This is a genomic window from Erysipelothrix tonsillarum DSM 14972, from assembly GCF_000373785.1.
Lineage (GTDB): Bacteria > Bacillota_I > Bacilli_A > Erysipelotrichales > Erysipelotrichaceae > Erysipelothrix > Erysipelothrix tonsillarum.
In genome coordinates, this window is the sequence record NZ_KB892377.1 from 231,759 (window position 1) to 251,247 (window position 19,489).

General features: G+C 37.9%; 18 protein-coding genes and 1 other RNA gene. 16 read left to right on the forward strand and 3 right to left on the reverse strand.

From position 1 onward, the window contains the following. The first annotated feature begins 55 nt into the window (after positions 1-55). Entirely contained in the window at positions 56-499 is a 444-nt protein-coding gene (locus tag B096_RS0101105) for a hypothetical protein (RefSeq protein WP_018578937.1), read from the forward strand. A 13-nt stretch (positions 500-512) separates the two neighbouring features. Here B096_RS0101105 and trhA read toward each other — a convergent pair whose 3' ends face one another. Further along, positions 513-1,172, reverse strand: a complete 660-nt coding sequence (trhA, locus tag B096_RS0101110) for a PAQR family membrane homeostasis protein TrhA (RefSeq protein WP_018578938.1) — start codon at positions 1,170-1,172, stop codon at positions 513-515. Positions 1,173-1,396: 224 nt separating this feature from the next. Between trhA and B096_RS0101115 the strand changes: the two genes are divergently transcribed. The 8 genes from B096_RS0101115 (at position 1,397) to alr (ending at position 9,795) form a co-directional block, all read left to right on the forward strand. Further along, on the forward strand, positions 1,397-3,130 hold the full coding sequence (locus B096_RS0101115; RefSeq protein WP_244264555.1) for a dockerin type I domain-containing protein: 1,734 nt from the start codon (positions 1,397-1,399) through the stop codon (positions 3,128-3,130). Positions 3,131-3,139: 9 nt separating this feature from the next. Then, complete coding sequence (locus B096_RS0101120; RefSeq protein ID WP_018578940.1) at positions 3,140-4,618, forward strand: hypothetical protein; 1,479 nt, start codon at positions 3,140-3,142, stop codon at positions 4,616-4,618. 138 nt (positions 4,619-4,756) lie between these two features. Then, the gene (locus B096_RS0101125; RefSeq protein WP_018578941.1) at positions 4,757-5,218 is read left to right on the forward strand and encodes a hypothetical protein; all 462 of its coding nucleotides are present in this window, start codon (positions 4,757-4,759) and stop codon (positions 5,216-5,218) included. A gap of 2 nt (positions 5,219-5,220) precedes the next feature. Beyond that, complete coding sequence (locus tag B096_RS0101130; RefSeq protein ID WP_018578942.1) at positions 5,221-5,727, forward strand: DnaD domain-containing protein; 507 nt, start codon at positions 5,221-5,223, stop codon at positions 5,725-5,727. Next, positions 5,724-6,344, forward strand: a complete 621-nt coding sequence (gene nth / locus B096_RS0101135; RefSeq protein ID WP_018578943.1) for an endonuclease III — start codon at positions 5,724-5,726, stop codon at positions 6,342-6,344. The genes B096_RS0101130 and nth overlap by 4 nt, the downstream gene beginning before the upstream one ends. Beyond that, the gene (locus B096_RS0101140) at positions 6,341-7,663 is read left to right on the forward strand and encodes a UDP-N-acetylmuramoyl-tripeptide--D-alanyl-D-alanine ligase (protein WP_018578944.1); all 1,323 of its coding nucleotides are present in this window, start codon (positions 6,341-6,343) and stop codon (positions 7,661-7,663) included. The genes nth and B096_RS0101140 overlap by 4 nt, the downstream gene beginning before the upstream one ends. Further along, complete coding sequence (locus tag B096_RS0101145) at positions 7,664-8,680, forward strand: D-alanine--D-alanine ligase family protein (protein ID WP_018578945.1); 1,017 nt, start codon at positions 7,664-7,666, stop codon at positions 8,678-8,680. Continuing rightward, complete coding sequence (alr, locus tag B096_RS0101150; protein ID WP_018578946.1) at positions 8,677-9,795, forward strand: alanine racemase; 1,119 nt, start codon at positions 8,677-8,679, stop codon at positions 9,793-9,795. Before B096_RS0101145 ends, alr begins: the two co-directional genes overlap by 4 nt. 61 nt (positions 9,796-9,856) lie before the next feature. On the opposite strand, the gene B096_RS0101155 is transcribed toward alr, so the two are convergent. Both B096_RS0101155 and recU read right to left on the reverse strand, forming a co-directional pair. Further along, positions 9,857-12,913 (reverse strand): transglycosylase domain-containing protein, encoded by a 3,057-nt coding sequence (locus tag B096_RS0101155; RefSeq protein ID WP_018578947.1) that lies wholly within the window; start codon positions 12,911-12,913, stop codon positions 9,857-9,859. Then, the gene (recU, locus tag B096_RS0101160) at positions 12,910-13,491 is read right to left on the reverse strand and encodes a Holliday junction resolvase RecU (RefSeq protein WP_018578948.1); all 582 of its coding nucleotides are present in this window, start codon (positions 13,489-13,491) and stop codon (positions 12,910-12,912) included. Before recU ends, B096_RS0101155 begins: the two co-directional genes overlap by 4 nt. A gap of 126 nt (positions 13,492-13,617) precedes the next feature. Between recU and B096_RS0101165 the strand changes: the two genes are divergently transcribed. The 7 genes from B096_RS0101165 to B096_RS0101195 all read left to right on the forward strand — a co-directional run bounded on the left by B096_RS0101165 (position 13,618) and on the right by B096_RS0101195 (position 19,418). Then, positions 13,618-13,932 (forward strand): DivIVA domain-containing protein, encoded by a 315-nt coding sequence (locus B096_RS0101165; RefSeq protein ID WP_013852834.1) that lies wholly within the window; start codon positions 13,618-13,620, stop codon positions 13,930-13,932. Between the two features lie 15 nt (positions 13,933-13,947). Then, an RNA gene (rnpB, locus tag B096_RS09795) (RNase P RNA component class B) lies at positions 13,948-14,270 on the forward strand. A 129-nt stretch (positions 14,271-14,399) separates the two neighbouring features. Then, positions 14,400-15,332, forward strand: coding sequence for a helix-turn-helix domain-containing protein (locus tag B096_RS0101175; protein WP_018578950.1), 933 nt, complete (start codon positions 14,400-14,402; stop codon positions 15,330-15,332). Next, a complete protein-coding gene (pgsA, locus tag B096_RS0101180; protein WP_018578951.1) occupies positions 15,329-15,922 on the forward strand; it encodes a CDP-diacylglycerol--glycerol-3-phosphate 3-phosphatidyltransferase in 594 nt (197 codons plus the stop codon). The genes B096_RS0101175 and pgsA overlap by 4 nt, the downstream gene beginning before the upstream one ends. Positions 15,923-15,960: 38 nt before the next feature. Next, positions 15,961-16,986: a recombinase RecA gene (gene recA / locus B096_RS0101185; RefSeq protein WP_018578952.1), complete on the forward strand. Its 1,026-nt coding sequence runs from the start codon at positions 15,961-15,963 to the stop codon at positions 16,984-16,986. A gap of 111 nt (positions 16,987-17,097) precedes the next feature. Then, the gene (gene rny, locus B096_RS0101190; protein ID WP_018578953.1) at positions 17,098-18,654 is read left to right on the forward strand and encodes a ribonuclease Y; all 1,557 of its coding nucleotides are present in this window, start codon (positions 17,098-17,100) and stop codon (positions 18,652-18,654) included. Beyond that, entirely contained in the window at positions 18,654-19,418 is a 765-nt protein-coding gene (locus B096_RS0101195; RefSeq protein WP_018578954.1) for a TIGR00282 family metallophosphoesterase, read from the forward strand. The genes rny and B096_RS0101195 overlap by 1 nt, the downstream gene beginning before the upstream one ends. The last annotated feature ends 71 nt before the right edge of the window (positions 19,419-19,489 follow it).

Below are 19,489 nucleotides of genomic sequence, written 5' to 3' on the forward strand. Positions count from 1 at the left end.
GTTAAAAAAAGGCAACTGCCTTTTTTTATGTTATAATGTTCAAAAGGAGTATTTTATGGCGTATAAAATTGAAAAACTTTCATTAGATAAAATGTGGCTGGCCACAATGGAGATCACAGTACCGGATTATTCACGTGATTTGTATTTAAAAGCAATCGATTCATTACGTAATGAATTGATACGTCTTAATGTGGAATTAACCGACCCGGAATATAACTACACTGTGGCATATGATTCTGAAAACCGAATCGAACTCGTCGATGTGAAGCTTTTCATTGCTGTGAAAGAACCGATTGAAGACCTTGGACCGATTAAGTTTGTTCAAGAGAAACCTGATGAGTTAATACGTATTGTAGCGGATTCATTTGTGGATGTTCATACGGGTATTGCAGAATGGATGCATGAACACGATTATGTTGCTGATGGTGATATGAGACGTGTCGTCGATACACAAGAAGAATATGTCTTTGATTGTCCATATAAAAGAGCAGATGATTAATCTGCTCTTTTTTTTATGCCATACAAAATACAATTGCGATAAAGTGTGCGATGGATGCAAAATTAATAAAGAGATGCCAAATAAAATGATAATAGGGCTTGTCTTTTTGCATATAAAACCATGCACCAATACTATAAAGAATACCGCCTAAAACAATAAGTCCAAGAAATAAGACTGAAGTGTTTTGTAGTAGGCGAGGAATAAGCACTACAGCCGTCCAGCCCATCACAAGGTAGATTCCAACTGTAATGGATGGTTTCGCATTTTTAGCAAGTGCCTTATAAAGAATACCGAGTAGCACCATTGCCCATTGCACAAGTACAATAATAATTCCAAAAGTACCACCAATCGCATACAAAGCAATCGGGGTATAGCTACCGGCAATAGCTACAAAAATAAAACTGTGATCAAGAAATCTAAAGATATATTTATGCTTTGAGCCATACTCCATAGAATGATAGAGTGTCGAACCAAGAAACATAAAAAATAAAGAAATCACGAAGACAGACTCACCCGTTGCCAAAAGGGCACCCCCATCGTGATAAGCACGGATAGCAACATAAGGAAGACTAAAAAGCAGTGCAAGTGCCATTATTCCGTGTGAAACACAGTTTAGAACCTCTTCTTTAAAAGACAGTTTAACCATGTGTTTCATTGAGTTTTCGTTTGTCATAAATACCTCCTAGGTTTATTTTACACTATCTTGCTTCGAACTGACAGCAATTTTAACGTGCCTCAATGTGAAGAAATGTTCATGATTGGGGAAACGAATTGTGATTATGACGTATCAATGATATATTTTTTTAAATGAGGCGGTGGATTATTATGGGTTTCTTCAAAAAATATAAACACTTAAAAAAAGTAAAGAAAATTATATGTTTTTCACTCATCATCGGGATGATTGGAATACAATCTGTGCCTTATACATTTGCGGATGACACGAAGACAGAAGGATATACACAAGTTCTTGATCCGGATGTTGAGCAACAACGTGATGTGGAAGACGTCGGTGAATTGGATTTAACACAAGATCCAGAGATACCATCTTTGGGCGGTGAAGAAAATGAAACGGTTACTGTGTTAAATCAAATGCGGACTTTTTCAACTGGGCCTCGTGCGCAACGTACCGAGGGGATTATTGAACCCAATGGATCGGGACAATCGACAATTAAGCTTTACAATGAATCAACAGGGACTGCAGCACGCACCTATATTTCAGATGGTGTGTTATATAGTGGTGTTTTCCCATTTTATAATAAAAAAAATAATCGCTACCAAATAAAAATTGCGGGAGCAATAGGTTGGGTTGATGCTTCGAGTTTTAGAGAATATAGTTTCGATGAAGTGAAGTCGATGAATATGTATAAAGTAAATGGGGAAAATGAGTTAGTGCATTATATTAGTCGGGGTGCAACACAGACAAAAGCTGCAACAATTATGCTTGGACCGGCACCAGTAACTTTACGACAAGGTGTAAATTACTATTCTCCGGACGGCCATTATTTCTATACAAATCTTAAAACGATGGTTGCGGATCTTAAATTGAATCGCCATTCGGGTTCCTTAAATGCTTCAGAGCCTTGGTATAACTACTATCAGTATTTGTCGAATCGTGCAAAGTCAAACGTTACAAAGAATGAACTCAAGAGTTATTTAGCACGTAAGGGTTATACAGCAGCACCTTCTCCTAAAACAATAGAAGTTAAGGATCTAAAATCGCATGAGTCCCTTCTTGTGGGTGCAGAGGGCTATTTTGTGGACGAAGGTTACAAGTATGGGATTAACCCTTTAATTACCTTTGGTACGGCCATCAATGAGTCTGGGTGGGGACGTAGTAATATTGCTTTAAAAGATAAAAATATTTTTGGGCACGAAGCATATGACTCCGCACCAGAATCAGCGACTGTTTATGAAAGTGTAGGGGTTTCGATTCAAAGTCATATGACACATTTCTTAAACTGGCATTACATGGATGTGAAAGAAGCTAACTATTATGGCGGTTATCTTGGTGACAAACAAAGTGGAATTAATGTTAAGTATTCTTCTGACCCATTTTGGGGTGAAAAAGCAGCCGAATATTTTTATATCTTGGATTGGTATATTGGAATGAAAGATTACAATCAATATACTATTGGTCTTGTGACCTCAAGTGGTACACCTTCTGTATATAAAGAGGCAAACAGCAATTCTGGTTCAATTTATAAACTTAATGTCACGGATCAACACGTTTTAATCTTAGATGAAGTAAAAAAAGGTTCTGAAGTATGGTATAAAATTGCGGCAGATCCGCTCTTATCAAAAAATCGTGATTTATTGCCTTGGAACACAGATACCCGTCCTTTCAAGACGGTCTATGATCATAACAACAATTATGGATATGTAAAAGGCTCTGAGGTCAAAATTGTGGCAGGAAAGAATCATAAGGGAGCAACAGGTAAACGTGGTGATGTCAATGGCGATGGAAAGATTTCGTTGTTAGATCTTGCTATGGTTAAAAGCCATCTTCTCGGTAACTCAAAATTAACGGGTGACCGATTCACTCGTGGCGATGTCAATGGTGACGGGAAGATTTCGTTACTCGACTTAGCAATGATTAAAAGCCATTTATTAGGCAATAGCAAATTAGATTAGAGGTAAATCATGAAAAAAACGCTTAAAATTATAGTCGTAGTACTAATGACAGTACTTCTGCTACCAATCCATACAAAAACAATTTATGCAGCAAGTGGAAGTATTTCTGTATCAGGACCCTCTACACTAGCACCTGGTGAAACTGGGTATTATACGCTAACATTTAATGCCTCAGAGACCGCATTCTTTTCGTATAGTACATCCGTTACGAATGGGAGTGTAGGTGGAGCAAGTTCGAGTGATGTGCTTGGAAGTGGAGAGAGTTCTTCAGAGAGTGCAAATATTTCTGTAACTGCCGGGTCAAGTGGTACAGTTTCAATCTCAGTATCAGGTGTAGCGGCAACTACTTCAGCGAATCCATCAGAATTCTCAATTGGTGGTTCGAAATCGGTACAAATTGTTGCTCCATCGAGTGGAGGGTCATCCAGTGGATCAACCGGTGGTTCTTCAAGCGGATCAACGGGTGGTGGTTCGAGCCAGAGTGCTGAAGAGGCACCAGCAAAGACACCTGAAGAAATCAAAGCGGAAGAAGAACAAGCTGAGAAAGAACGTAAAGAAGCCTTGGCTAAGGATTTAATGGTTGAATCAATTGATATTGTTTCAAGTGATACGAAACTTTATGGTGATACTCTCAAAACGTTAAAGATTGAAGAGGGGAAAACAGATTATGAATTCACTTTACCCAAACGAGTGAATAAGTTCTTAATTGATGTAGCCGCAAGTAGTGGTGATGTGACCTTGACTTACGATAAAGATCATGAGCTTAAAGACGACGAAAATGAACGTGTCATTTCGATTCGTGGTGTTCAAGAAGATGTAGTTAAAGAATATAAGCTAACCATTAAACGAAATCTTGAGGAAAGTATAAATGTTCCAATTGATGGTAAGGATTCTGCGGTCTACGAAGATGAGTTATTGGATCGATTTATGGATTCTATAGGTTTTAAAAAAGAAGAAATTCTTATCGGTGAACAAAAAGTAAATGGCTTTAGTAATGGTAATCTAAAAGCATTACTTGCGGTTGTAGATGGTAAAGCATCCTGGCGTTTATTCAGTAAAGAGGATGAACTCTTAGGGGACGCAATTATGATGATGCGTTCTGAAAAGGAACCATTCTTTATTCAATCCACAACCAATGGTAAAGATCATGAGAAGGTTAATAAAGCAGCATATTCGGAACACACATTAGATGTAGATGCAAAATTGGTTGAAATTGATCCAGAACTGGAATACAAACAAACATATAATGCTTGGGATATGGAAGACGGTTCCCAACTTATCTATGGTGTCAATGCAAAAGGAAAACAAGGATTTTATAATTTAGATGATGACAAGAATATCGAATGGTCGGTAGTCGGTTTTGATCATATCGATAACGCATATGTAACAGCGACTTGGGGATTATCAGGTGCATTAGCCGTTGTTTCAAGCGGACTTATCGCAAGCATCCTTGAACGTAAAGGCATTCTTAAATTTAATAAAAAATAACTGATTTAATTCAGTTATATTTTATTGTCGGATAGCATCACGATAAAGCCTTCGAAGAAACTTGTTTTCTAAATAATTCCATTGGAATGTCGCACGTTTTGATTATAATTATGGTAAAATAATGACTGAGGTGTGAACATGAAAAAAAGAATAAAAGCTTTTTCAACAAATGTGTTTTTGATATTCCTTATTGTACTCGCAATCTATATCGGCTATGTAGGCTTTATTGGTGGACCTCGCCGGGCTTACGAACGTGAAGATCAATTACATGTTGAAGCGATGATGAAATTAAAAGGTTATGAAGAGGCTCGCTTACTGAGTCGTTTTTCACTTGACCAAGTGTATTATATTACTGAAATTAAACGTGATGAGGGATCTGTGATTGTGTGGTTCAATAAAGCATTGGATACCTTTGGTGAGCATGATTATATATCGTATGAACCTGTTTACAAAATGGCAGAAGACATGGGCGTGGCTAAAAGCAAAATTCGTTTTGGAGTTTATGAAGAAAAACTCGTATATGTATTAAAAAATAATACACAAGAGGTATATGTCGATGTCGACGATTTGTCAGTTGTATTTAAATTGGAGGACTTTTAACTATGTGGTGGAATAAAGCTTATATTAATCGTAGGGATTGGATTTTGGATAATTTGGGATCGCTTAAGTTAAGCCCCGTCCAGACAGTTGTGTTGTTGATGGTTGATTTTTTGAATCAACAAGGGTCACCAATTACCTTAGAATTGTTGGCAGAACGTACAGCACTTGAAACACAAGTTGTTGATGAGACTATCCATGATTTAGTACGTCAGAATTTACTCTCTATAAAAGTGTCAAAAGATGCTTTAGAGTTTAATTTAGATGGTTTATTTCAAGATGGTGTTCGATATGAGTACGTTAACGAAGGCATCTTTGAGGTATTTGAATCAGAGTTTGGCCGCTTGTTGTCACAAAATGAATTAATGACTCTAAATACGTGGTTATCAAAATATACAGAATCTGATATTTTAGACGCATTGCGTAATGCGGTGATATACAAAAAAGTATCAATGCAGTATATAAACGCAATTCTTGCGAATAAACAAAAAGAAAGAATGGGATCGCGATGAATGTAACAGAAATTATTCGCATTTTGGATGCGGAGTTTCCAAATGCTAAAAGTGATTTGAATTATCGAAACCCATTTGAATTATTAATTGCAGTTACGTTATCTGCACAAACGACGGATGTTGCTGTTAATAAGGTAACACCAGCACTTTTTGAAGCTTATCCGACACCTCAAGCGCTTGCGCAGGCGGAGGTTAAAACCGTTGAGTCGTACATCAAAACAATTGGTTTATACCGAAATAAAGCAAAATATATTGTTGCTTGTGCAAAGATGCTAGTGGAAGATTTTGGTGGTGAAGTTCCACGAACACGTACACAATTGATGAAACTACCCGGAGTGGGGCGCAAGACCGCTAATGTTGTTTTGGCAGAAGGTTTTAAAATACCGGCCATCGCAGTCGACACACATGTTGAACGGGTGGCGAAGCGCTTAAAATTAGCGAAACCAAATGATAGCGTGGAAGATGTTGAACGAAAATTAATGCGTAAAATTCCACGAGAGGATTGGGCGCGAGCACATCACTTATTACTGCTTTTTGGGCGTTATCACAGTACAGCACGCAATGAGCAAGATGCATTTGAATTATTGGAAGAATTAAAGGAGAAACATCTACGATGAAAAATTTAAAAACGGAAACAGTAGCAAAATGGGTTAATGGAACCGTAATTGGATCCGCGGTAATTCAAGGGGTTAAAGTCGATTCTCGGATGGTTGAGTCCGGTGATCTCTTCGTTTGTCTTAAAGGGGCACGTGTTGATGGGCACGACTATATTCAAGATGTCATTGCTAAAGGTGCCAGTGCTTTAATTGTTGATCATGAAATTCAAGATATTGATGTCTGCCAAATTGTTGTAGAAGATACCATGGTTGCCCTTCAAATGTTTGCGCATGCGTATCGTAATACCTTGAATGCATGTTTTATTGGTATAACCGGTAGTAATGGTAAAACGTCAACGAAAGATATCTTGTACAGTATTTTAAGTCGCGTTGGTAAAACGGTTGCAACTTATAAAAATCAAAATACTGAAATTGGAACTTATTTAAACCTATTCCGTATGGATGAAGATACTGAATTTGGTATTTTTGAAATGGGTTTAGATTATGTTGGTGATGTTGCTAAGATGGCAGAGTGTATCTGTCCCGATGCAGGATTGGTCATGAGTCTAGCACCAGCACATATGATGAATTTTGAGAGTATTGAGCATATTGCTTCAGAAAAAATGAGAATTTTCGACTTTGTAACACGAAAATCATTGTCATTTTTTCAAGGTGATTTTGAAGAATATCGTAATATCAGTCATGGTGAGCGCACATTTGGATTTAATGAAGATAATGAATTTGTGGTATCCGATGTCTCTTCAAATAATGAAGGCATCACCTTTAATCTTGATGGCGTAATGTATACAAGTAACCTTTTAGGAAATCATCAAGCAAGTAATTGTGCGGGCGTAATTGTGCTTTTAAAAGAATTGGGTGTTGAAGATGCCGTTATTCGAGAAGGTCTCAATCATGTTGCGCTTACATCCTTGCGAACCGAACTTGTCGAAAAAGGAAATGCGCTTGTATTATTGGATGCGTATAAATCCAATCCAATCAGTGCGAAATATGCATTGGATTTACTTGCACATTACGAGTATGATGGTGATCGTGTAGCGATTCTAAGTGATATGGTGGAATTGGGACCTGAAAGTTTTAATGCTCATTTAGAGGTCTTGGATTGTGTGCACGAACTCAATATCAAAATGGTTCATACGCTTGGACCGGAGTTTAAAAAGGCCATCGCGCAAAGTAAGCTGGATCCATCACGATTCACAAATGATGATTCGTTTGACTCATTTGTAGCACGAGTCAGCCCATGTTTTGATAAGCATGATATGATTCTAATTAAAGGTTCACGTTCTTACCAATTAGAACGATTAATGGAAGAGGTAAAGTAGATGAATAAGTTACAAGTAGCATTAGTATTTGGTTCAATTAACAGTGAACACGATATCTCTGTAGCCAGTGCGGCTTCAGTGTTAGAACATTTCCCTCATGAAAAATTTGATTGTGTCCCACTTTATATTGGGAAAGATGGGAAATGGTATACGGGTCATTACACGTTAGAAATGATGCAGAACAATGACCTTGAAGGCCATCGTGAGCTTTATCTTCAATTCAACTATGATCGTCCTGGTTTTATCTTTGCAGACGACCAATCGTTGTTACCGATCGATGTTGCATTTCTAATGCTTCATGGACGTATGGGAGAAGGCGGTCAGGTGCAAGGACTTCTAAAATGTGCGAACATTCCGTTTACAGGATGTGATGTCTTGTCATCAGCGCTCTGTATGGATAAAGGGTTCACGCATATTATTTGTGAAGCGGCAGGGATTCAAATGGCTCAGTATCAATTAATAACGAATATTAATGAAATCGATGTTGATGCCGTGACATACCCATGTATTGTGAAGCCAAGTCGTGAAGGCTCTTCGTTTGGTGTTACTTATGTTCGCAATTATGATGAATTATTAAATGCGTGTCTTTTTGCATTTGAATTTGACTCACGTGTTTTAATTGAAGCTTATATTAAAGGTACTGAAGTCGGATTGGGAATTCTTAAAACGGAACAGGAGCTCATTGTAAGTGATGTGGACCAAGTTAATGTTTCGGGTGAAGTCTTTGATTTTCAAGAAAAATATCATCCACATGCTACAGAGACACTTCCATTGTCAACATTCCCAGAATCTGTACGAAAAGAAGTTCAACGTCTTGGGGAATTGGCGTTTAATGTACTGGATTGTGCTCAATTTTCACGTCTTGATTTCTTTGTAACGGATGATCATCGTATTTTCCTGAATGAGGTGAATACGATTCCTGGTTTTACCAGTTCATCACGTTATCCAGGGATGCTTGACCGTGCAGGTGTAAGTTATCCTGAATTGATTACAAAAATGATTGAGGACCTCTTATGATAAACAATTGTACCGTCTTTGTGGATGAACAAAAAATCCTTCACAACACAGAAAAATTACGAAACATTATTGATTCGAAAACAAAAATTATCGCAGTAATTAAAGCTAATGGTTATGGATGTGGACTTGTAGAAGTTGCGCATACATGCGAAAAAATGGGCATCGATGTCCTTGCAGTTTTAAATATTGAACAAGCTCGTGATCTTCGTGAAAATGGTATTACAACCCCCATCTTGTTATTGGGTGCAACCCTTGAATCGAATTTTGAGTATTTAGTCAAATATGATTTAATGCAAGTGATTATAAATTATGATTATGCGCTGAAATTAAATCAATTTGGTCTTGATCATGGATGTAAAGTTAAAACGCATGTTAAGGTGGATACAGGTCTCCATCGACTTGGGATGGAAGATTATGCGGAAATTAAGGCATGTTATGCGTTACCAGGTGTCGATGTATCTGGCATTTACAGTCATTTCGTAGAAGCTCAATCCTATGATGGCGATGCGGTCGCGTTCTCGATGCTTCAATTAGAGCGCTATAAGAAAGTTTTAGAACGTTTGCATGAAGATGGCATTGATCCAAAGATGACTCATCTTCAAAACAGTCCCTCCATCTTAAACTTTGGTGATTTGGGCTTTGATGCCGTTCGATGCGGTATGATAATGTTTGGACTGTATCATCCGTCACAATTAGAATCGTCATTAAATGAAGGATATGAGCCTGTTCTATCATTTGAGTCGCGTGTTTGTATGGTGCGTGAACTTAAAGCAGGTGAATATGTTGGGTATGGACGTACATTCCAAGCTGATCATGATATGATGCTTGCCACCATATCAGCAGGCTATTGTGATGGCGTTATGAAGTCTTTATCGCTTAATGGCGGTCATGTTGTCATTAATGATACATTATGTCCAATAGTCGGCGATATCGCAATGTCGCAGTTTATGGTGGACGTTACGGGGGTTCCCTGTGAACTTGAAGATCGTGTCATCTTATTTGGCCATGAAAAGCAATCAATTTATGATTATATTGCAGTTACGGGACAATCTATTAATGAGTTAATCAGTCATATTTTGTATGATATTCCGCGTGTATACATTCATAAAATTTAAGGGACTTCATAAAGTCTCTTTTTTTTTCGCCTTATTTACAAAAAAAGAAGGCCGAAGCCTTCTATTTAAAGTTTACAACTACTGTGGCACCTTCATATTCACTTAATCTGAATGAAGACATCACAGTACCATTTACTGCAAAGGAATCAATGATACCTGTTGCTTTACCTTGTGTATCAACGGTTAGATAACCAGCATCTGCCGCTCGTTTTAAGTTTGAACGGAGGTAGTCACCGGATGCGGTGATTTCAAGGTCGGTAACATCAACCTTAATCGTTTTACCTTCGTAGTCACTTGGTTTTACATTCTTACCAAGAATATTAGGATTTGTAGCTACAACCGTGTTGTAGTTATTACCTTGTAGCACATAAGTGCCATCAATGAGATTTCGATCAAATCCTGCTGCGACCATTTGATCTACAAAATCACTGTATAGTGTGCCAGCAGATGGTACGGAAACGCTAATTTCCTTCGCATCAACAGGAGTACATACGACATTGCTCTTCTTACCAGTGCTCTTATCAAAGGTATAGTATGAACATGCTTCAATTTTACCCTTGAGGTTTTCAATTGTTACGGATATCTCTTGATTTGGTCCTTCGGTCATGGATTCCGCAATGGGTTTACCATCAACACGAATTTCTGATTTATATCGTACGGCACCAAACAACCAAGAAGGGTCATAGAGACGTTTACCATCAACTGTTCCACCACCAGGATAATTCATGGTAATCGTACCTGGAGCAACCGTTAATTGAGATGCATCTGGATAGGTTGCCATTTTGATATCAAAATTAAATTTATTTCCCTTTTGATTCATCATAACTTTATGGTCACTGAGTGCTGCCAAGTCTTTTGGACTGGCTTCAGCAAGTTTCAAGAAATCACGTTTGATATATCCCGTGGCAAGCAAACTCTGATCCATACCTTCGACAGGTGCTTGATATGGGAAGGTGCCAAGGATGTGTTGAATATCCGCTACAGAACCTGGACGTGCGACATCATCACTTACTCCAAATGATTCTTCAATCAAATTAAGGAGATAACTGTTCAGTTTTCCAGTCAAGTTTTGCGTTGCTTCATCCACACCATATTCATCAATAAAGTATGGATTCTTTTTATCTTTTGAGTCAAATCCAGTCCATGTCGCAATACTGTAGTCAGAAGTTGCGGTAATCATGAGACGGTCTTTAATTGCATTTCGAGGAACTCCAGTTGCGTCAGCCGTTTCGTTATCATATTTATTGGTTCCTGTTTTACCGAATACTGGATAGTTTCGGCGTACTGGAGCGATAACAGGGTTATAGGGACTTTCAACCGCATATTTCATAATTCGTGTTGTCAACCATGCCGAAGCATCGGAAATAACGGGCGTTGCTGTATGTGATGGCACATAGGGTTCGCGATCACTATCTAAGAATTCAATTCGGGTAATGGTGTGGGGTTTAATATAATTACCATCATTAAACATAACTGCGTTAGCACCCGCCAGTTCAACTGGACTTACGGTAAACTGCCCATCACCAATTGCGAAACCAAGACGGAAGTTGTCTTCTGAAACGGAACTAAATCCGAGTTTATTTAAGTATTCAACCATCTTTTCATTTCCAATCGTGTCAATTGTTCCTTGTGTAGCTTCAAGTGCAGGAATGTTTCGTGAATCGGCAACAGCCATCATCAACGGAACTTGACCTAAGTAACGACCATCATAGTTACCGATTAGAATATCAGTTCCACGATAATTCATCGGTGCATCTAAGAATACATGAGATGTCGCAAGACCTTGATATTCAAATGCTGGAGCATAGGCGATATGAGGTTTCATGACAGATGCGGGTGATGAGTTTCGAGCAATGGCACGGTTATGAAGAAATGCACCATTATAGTCGAATCCACCAACAATACCTGCAATCTCACCGGTATGGTTATTTAAAATTACCGATCCAACCTGAATTGGTCGATATTCTGTATTACTTTCATCAACATAATTCGGATTAAGATCCTCTATCTTCCGATTTTGGAAATCATCAATACCTTTTTGAACGTTTGGATCCATACTTGTGTAAATATTCATCGAGACTTTACCAGGATCTAAACCGGTAAGTTCTTGGGCTTCTTGATAAGCAACGTCAATGAAAGCTTGATATTCAAACATTTCACCTTCAGATGCAGAAGATTCTACAAGTAAATCTTCAACCCGAACCGCTTTAGCCAACTGATATTCTTCATCCGTAATATATCCGTGATAATTCATCAGATAAAGGACTTCTTTTGTCCGTTCATCGGCTGCTTCAATACTGTAATAAGGATTATTTACACTTGGTGCATTGATAACACCAGCAAGGAAAGCAGCTTCCGTTAAATTGATTTCCGATAAGCGTTTTCCAAAGTAGGCTTGCGCTGAGGCATCCGCCCCCATTGTACGAGGGACACCGTAGTTAATCATATTAATATAAAGTTCAAAGATCATCTTTTTGCTGAGCACTTGTTCGCGCTCTAATTTAGTAGAAAGATAGATTTCTTGCAGTTTTCGGTTTACACCAGTCGCTGCATCCTCATTTTCCATAAAATATTGGTTTTTAATCAATTGCATGGTGAGGGTTGATCCCCCTTGACCAAAGCTAATTGAACCATGTCTTAAGGAATCTAAGAGATTGGTAAGTGCAGCTTTAGTAAAGCGAGGCACATCCCAACCACCGTGTACAAAGAAACGTGAATCCTCAACCGCAACAAATGCATCAATTAATGATTGAGGAACTTGATCAAATGTTGTTGGATCGGACTTCTTAGCGGCGGTATTATAAATTGGTTCGCCATTCTTATCAAACAATGTCGATGCCGATTGTGTTAAAAAGTCATCCTTTTTAAGTACCGGTGCATTTTTCATATTCTTTACGGTAAGTGCACCGACGCCGGTGACTCCGAGAACACCGATCGAAACACAAACGATTAAGACCCAAGCAATAATGCGTTGACGTTTTAATTTTTTCTGTTCGGGTGTTAAGGGTTTTTTATCTTTTTTAGGTTTTACCTTTTTATTTGAACCATTCTTATTATTTGAAGATTTGGGCTTCATTTGCGGTATTTCTGGTTCGTTTTGTTTTTTTCTATTTGTCATAGACACTCCTTTATATAGACTCTATTAATAATGTCAAGATAATGACAAGGTATTTGATATGTGCTCTCCAGTTTGAAGCCGACGTCACGAATCCATGAAAGGGGTAATGAGCGTACATGCTTTTCACTTATGTATGGCACAAAGTCTTTTGCAAAGACCAAATACGTCTCATCAATCGTCCAAAAACGAATGATAAGAAATGCTATGGCACCATGCCGTGAAACAGCAGCAAGATGTTCGAGCTGATGTTCGTGAAGCGCAGCGAGCGGGAACAACGTTTTGTTCTTTGTCTCTTTTGCTTCAAAATCAAGCGCGTATCCCTTATATACACCTTGATAATCGGTTGTGGATGCCTGTCTAAAATAAGCTTCAGTGATTTTTGCTTTGTTACGAGAAGGGTAGTCAACATTGACAATTTGAATAGGGGTAGGTTTTTTGTGCACTACCGCCAGATCCTTCATAAGATAGTGGTCATTCGTCTTGTTGATATCTTCTTCAAGACTCATACCACGTCTACTTGTAACGCCAGTACCACTGGGTTTTCTATAAACTTTTTTTCCAGTTGGATATTGAATCATACAATCACCAACAATATTATACTATAAATCACCTTAAATATCATATAGTAAAAATCTCTATTGAAACCGAGTGTTTACTATTGAACTTAGAACCTTTATTTGTAATAATAGATGAGAGGTGAATTTATGGCACAAAAATTAACGACGCAAGCAATCCTGGATAAAGAGTTCCATGTGGACTTTAAAGGGTATAATGCAGTTGAAGTTGATCAATTCCTTGATCAAGTAATGCACGACTATGAGTTTTTTGAAGGAATCATCAAAGAGCAAAAAGAGTTGTTAGATCGATATGAAACCACATTAGGTCAGCAAAAACGCATGCTTTTAGAATATGAAGGAAGAGATCGTGTGTCTAAGGATATGCCGACTCAATTCAGTCATGTTGATATTCTAAAACGTGTATCACGACTTGAGGAAGCGGTCTTTAATAATAAAAAATAAATCTTACTAACACGAAAGATAATCGCTGCAGTAAAATGTAGAGGAAAGTCCATGCTCGCACCACCTGAGATGGTGGTAGTGTTTGTGCTCAGTGAACCAATAAGCTGAGGTATAGAGGCATCTATAACGGCAGACCAAAATCCTAAGGGAAACTATGGATGGAGGCTATAAAAGTGCCACAGTGACGAAGTTTCTAGGGAAACCTAGGAAGTGGAACGAGGTAAACCCCATAAGCGAGAAACCCAAAATTGGTAGGGGAACTCACACTACTGAAATGAAGGTAACGTGAGACGTTGATAAAACGTAGATAAATGATTATCGCAACAGAACATGGCTTAATGAGTGTTAATGCATTTAGGAGTAGAAATACTCCTTTTTTATATTTCATAAATGAATACGTATTACATTGTAATAAAGTGCAATGATTGTTATAATTATTTTATATGTGTAAGGAAGGTGAGCATAACTTGGAAAAAATAGGCTTAATACTACAAGAACGCCGTAAAGAACAAGGTTACTCATTAGAAGAAATGAGTGTTAAAACGAAATTATCAACTGTGCAGTTAAGTGCAATTGAAGAAGGGAATATTCAATTTTTTAAAGACGATTTATCTTACCTTAGTTATTTCGTCCGTTATTATGCAAATGCATTAGGCATCGATTATAATGAATTGCGCAATGAGTTGGATGATACCATTAATGCGTATACCGATTCCATTACGATTTCGCAAATCAAAAAACAAGATGAAATCACAACAAATATACAAAAAAAATCAAAAGTAGGTAAAGTAAAAAGCAAACCAGCTTCAAAAGGTCGCAAGAAGATGGATCTTCAAACAATTGCGATGTTGGTATTTGCGATTGCAATTCTTGCATTATTGTTCTTTGGGGGTTATAAACTTTTGAGTGGTAGCTTAAATGTTAAAGATCCAATCGAAGATCCGGGAAGTACCATCGTGGTTCCCAAAGAAGAACCGAAAGAAGAACCTAAAGAAGAAGAGAAAAAGCCTGAAACTGAAAAACCTAAGGCTCCAGAGAAAGTAAAACTTGAAGTGGCGCAAAAATCAATTGAAGGATCCAGTGTGGTTTATGAAGTTAAAAACTGGACAAAAGATGAAAAAGCGACCTTTGATTTTGAATTCCACAATGCATCGTGGACGTCTTTTACAGAAGATGGACAACAACTAGCAAATCCAGCTGCGAAAATTTTTAATGCAGATGAAAAAGCAAGTGTGATCGTCAATGTTGCTGAAGGAAAGTCTTTAGAAGTTACTTTTGGCTATATGAATGGTAATGAAATCAAATTGAACGGTGAGAAAGTGGAATTGGATGCGTCCATTGCAACTTTACCGGATTATGCGACAATTACCTTCAAGTTTATCGGAGGAACAAATTCATGAACATCGCAAACAAATTAACCGTATTTCGTATTCTTTTAATTCCAATCATCGTATTGGTAGAATTGTTTCCTTACAGTCATTTTGGAATTACGGTTCCTTATGTCAATATTGATACAGTCATGTTATCTTATAAAAACATCGCCGTGCTTGTACTCTTTGCGGTGGCATCGTTTACAGATTTCTTAGATGGTTATCTCGCACGCAGTCGCAATATGATTACTGTATTTGGTAAGTTCTTGGATCCAATTGCGGATAAACTTCTCGTCAATACATTATTTATTATTTTTGCCTACCAAGGCATTGTTCCTGTTGTGGCTGTCTTGATTATGATTTGGCGTGATACCATTGTGGATGCAGTAAGAATGTTACTCGCTCAAAAAGGAATGGTTATGGCTGCCGGGTATTTAGGTAAGGTGAAGACTGTTGCGCAAATGATCGCGATCATTTTAGTGCTCCTTAATAACCTGCCATTCGAGTTATACCATATTCCAGTCTCATCCATTGCAGTATGGTTTGCTACATTAATGTCTGTATTAAGTGGGGCATCCTATGTAATTCAAAGCCGTTCATTCTTTACAGAAAGTGTATAGTCTTCGTTTAAGTTTCATATTCATATATGGAGGATCGTATGGAAAACGCAAAAAAAGATAAAGTTCTTGATGATGCAATAAAGCAAATCGAAAAACAATTTGGTAAGGGCTCAATTATGCGCTTGGGCGACCGAGCAGCAGTTGATATTGATGCTATCAGTTCAGGGTCACTAAGTTTAGATGCTGCGCTGGGAATTGGCGGATACCCTAAAGGTCGGATTATTGAAATTTACGGCCCTGAGTCAAGTGGTAAAACTACACTCGCACTTCACGCAATTGCTGAAGTACAAAAAGCGGGTGGTAAAGCTGCATTTATCGACGCTGAAAATGCGATTGATCCAATTTATGCTCAAAATTTAGGTGTAAATATTGATGATTTGATTCTTTCACAACCTGACAGTGGAGAGCAAGGTCTTGAAATTGTAGATGTGCTTGTACGAAGTGGTGCTGTTGACCTTATCGTGGTCGATAGTGTTGCGGCGTTGGTTCCTCAAGCGGAACTTGATGGCGAAATGGGCGATGCTCAAGTTGGTCTTCAAGCGCGTATGATGTCTAAGGCGATGCGTAAACTATCGGGAGGAATGAACCGCGGTGAATGTACTGCGATATTCATTAACCAACTACGTGAAAAGGTTGGGATTATGTTTGGTAATCCCGAGACGACTCCGGGTGGACGTGCGTTGAAATTCTATTCTTCTGTGCGACTTGATATTCGTCGCAGTGAACAAATTAAACAAGGTACGGATATCGTCGGGAATAAAGCAAATATCAAAGTTGTTAAAAACAAAGTGGCACCACCCTTTAGAGCAACACAAGTTGAAATTATTTATGGTAAAGGAATTAGTTACATTGGGGAAGTTATTGACCTGGGTGTTCAGTATGACTTTATCAATAAAAGCGGATCGTGGTATTCTTATAAAGATGAAAAAATTGGGCAAGGTCGTGAAGCCGTTCGAAGTTTCTTAGAGGATAATCCTCAAATAACTGAAGAAATTGCTGCTCAAATTCGTGAGATTATTTTACCGAAACGTGAAGTTTTAGAGAAAAAAGACGATAAAGAATGATATTATATATCATTCTTTTTTTTGTCCTTGTGGAATTCACATTAATAAAGTATTATATATGTATTAGGAAACTAATTTTAAATATTTTTTAAATAAAGAAAGAGGAATAGAATGGACAATCAACTATTATATTCCGTCTTAACTGGTATTATTGTTTTTATTCTGACAATTTTTGCGATGATTGTCGTTAATAAATTAGGTTTAAACCGTTCAAAGGAACGTGCAAATTCATTAATTAAAGATGCTGAAGATAAAGCAGAATCAATAAAAAGAGAAGCACATTTAGAAGCAAAAACTCATGCATATGAGATTAAACTAAATGCTGAAAAGGAACTTAAAGGGCAACGTAAGGAACTCCAAGAATATGAAAATAAATTGGATCGCCGTGAAGAAAATCTAAATTTTCGCGATGCAAACTTAGTGACTAAAGATAAAGAAATGTTGAATAAGCAACGTGACTTAGAGGCTAAATCTGCCAAACTAGATAAGATGGAGCAGGAGTTAATTGAGCGCACAGAAGTTCAATTAAAAGAATTAGAACGTGTTGCACACATGCCTGCATCAGAAGCAAAATCAGAACTTTTCGAAGTTGTTGAAAAACAAATGGAACAAGAAGTTCTAACGTATATCCGTGAACAAGAAGAAATGGCTCATCAACGAGCTGAAGACATCGCAAGAAACATAATTTCTCTTGCTATCTCACGATATGCACAAGAAGAAACGACACAACGTACTTCGTCAATCATCACATTACCAAGTGAAGAGATGAAGGGACGTATTATTGGTCGTGAAGGACGTAATATCCGTGCATTTGAAAATGCTACAGGTGTTGATCTCTTAATTGATGATACACCAGAAATTATTACACTTTCATGTTTTGACCCAATCCGTCGTGAAGTAGCACGAATGGCCTTGGATACTTTGATGTCCGATGGACGCATTCAACCAGGACGCATTGAAGAAGTGGTTGATAAAGCGCGTAAAGAACTTTACCAAGTAATTAATAAAACGGGTCAAGACACACTGTTTGATCTCGGAATCAGTAAAATGGATAAAGAAATTGTTACCATTTTAGGACGACTTAAATACCGTTATAGTTATGGACAAAATGCCTTAGCTCACAGTATTGAAGTAGCCAATCTTGCGGGAATGATGGCGGCTGAACTTGGCTTAAATCAAAAACTTGCGAAACGTGCAGGACTCTTGCATGATATTGGTAAAGGTCTTGATTTCGAAATTGAGGGAAGTCATGTGGACCTTGGAGTTCGTTTAGCGAAAAAACATAATGAACATCCTGTCGTGATTAATGCGATTGCATCACATCATGGTGATACTGAAGCAACGAGCGCAATTGCTGTTCTTGTTGCTGCTGCAGACACATTAAGTGCTGCAAGACCGGGTGCACGCTTTGAATCATTTGAAAATTATATTCAACGTCTTGAAGAACTTGAAGCAATTGCATTGACACGAGACGGTGTACAACGTGCATTTGCAATTCAAGCAGGTCGTGAATTACGGGTGATGGTTGTTCCTGATGAGATTGATGATTTACAAACTGTCAAACTTGCTCGCGACATCCGTCAACAAATAGAAGAAGAACTCACTTATCCAGGACAAATTAAAGTTACTGTGATTCGTGAATTAAGAGCAATGGAGTTAGCTAAGTAATGAAGATATTATTTATAGGAGATATCGTAGGAGCAAGTGGTCGACAAGTTGTTGTTGACCACTTACCTATGTTGAAAGCGCAATATGAAATTGACTTTACGATTGCAAACGGTGAAAACAGTGCACATGGTAAAGGGATTACAAAAAAAATATACAATCAATTAACCGAAGCAGGCGTAGAATGCATTACAATGGGAAACCATACATTTGCAAAACGTGAGATTATAGATGATTACGATGAATGTCCTAATCTTCTCATTCCTGCGAATATTGAGCCTATTGATTTTGGAAACTATTATAAAGTTTACGACGTTAAAGGAAAGCAAGTATGTGTTGTAAATCTCTACGGAGAAGCATTTATGAATCGCGTGGGCGATCGCCCTTATCCATATATGGATTGGTTATTAGAGAACACAGAGTATGATTATTACTTTGTCGATTTTCATGGTGAATCAACCAGTGAAAAAATGTTGTTTGCACACATTTATGCAGAAGAAATTGATGCACTTGTAGGAACTCATACCCATGTTCAAACAGCGGATGAACGTATTATAGGACAAGTTGCCTATATTACCGATGTTGGAATGTGTGGTGCTTATGATAGTGTCATAGGTCGCGACATCGATGAGTTGTATGATCGTATAATTTTAAATGAAAATACACACTTCAAAGTGGCTAAAGGTGATGCATTCTTAAATGCTGTAGTGATTGAAGTTGACGATCGGACGATGAAGTCGAAGTCAATTCAAAGAATTGCAATTTAAAGTAAGTAAAACCAAGCCTTGCTTGGTTTTTTTATTGAAGTTTCTGTGGAAACATAGGTGCTTCGTTTTTA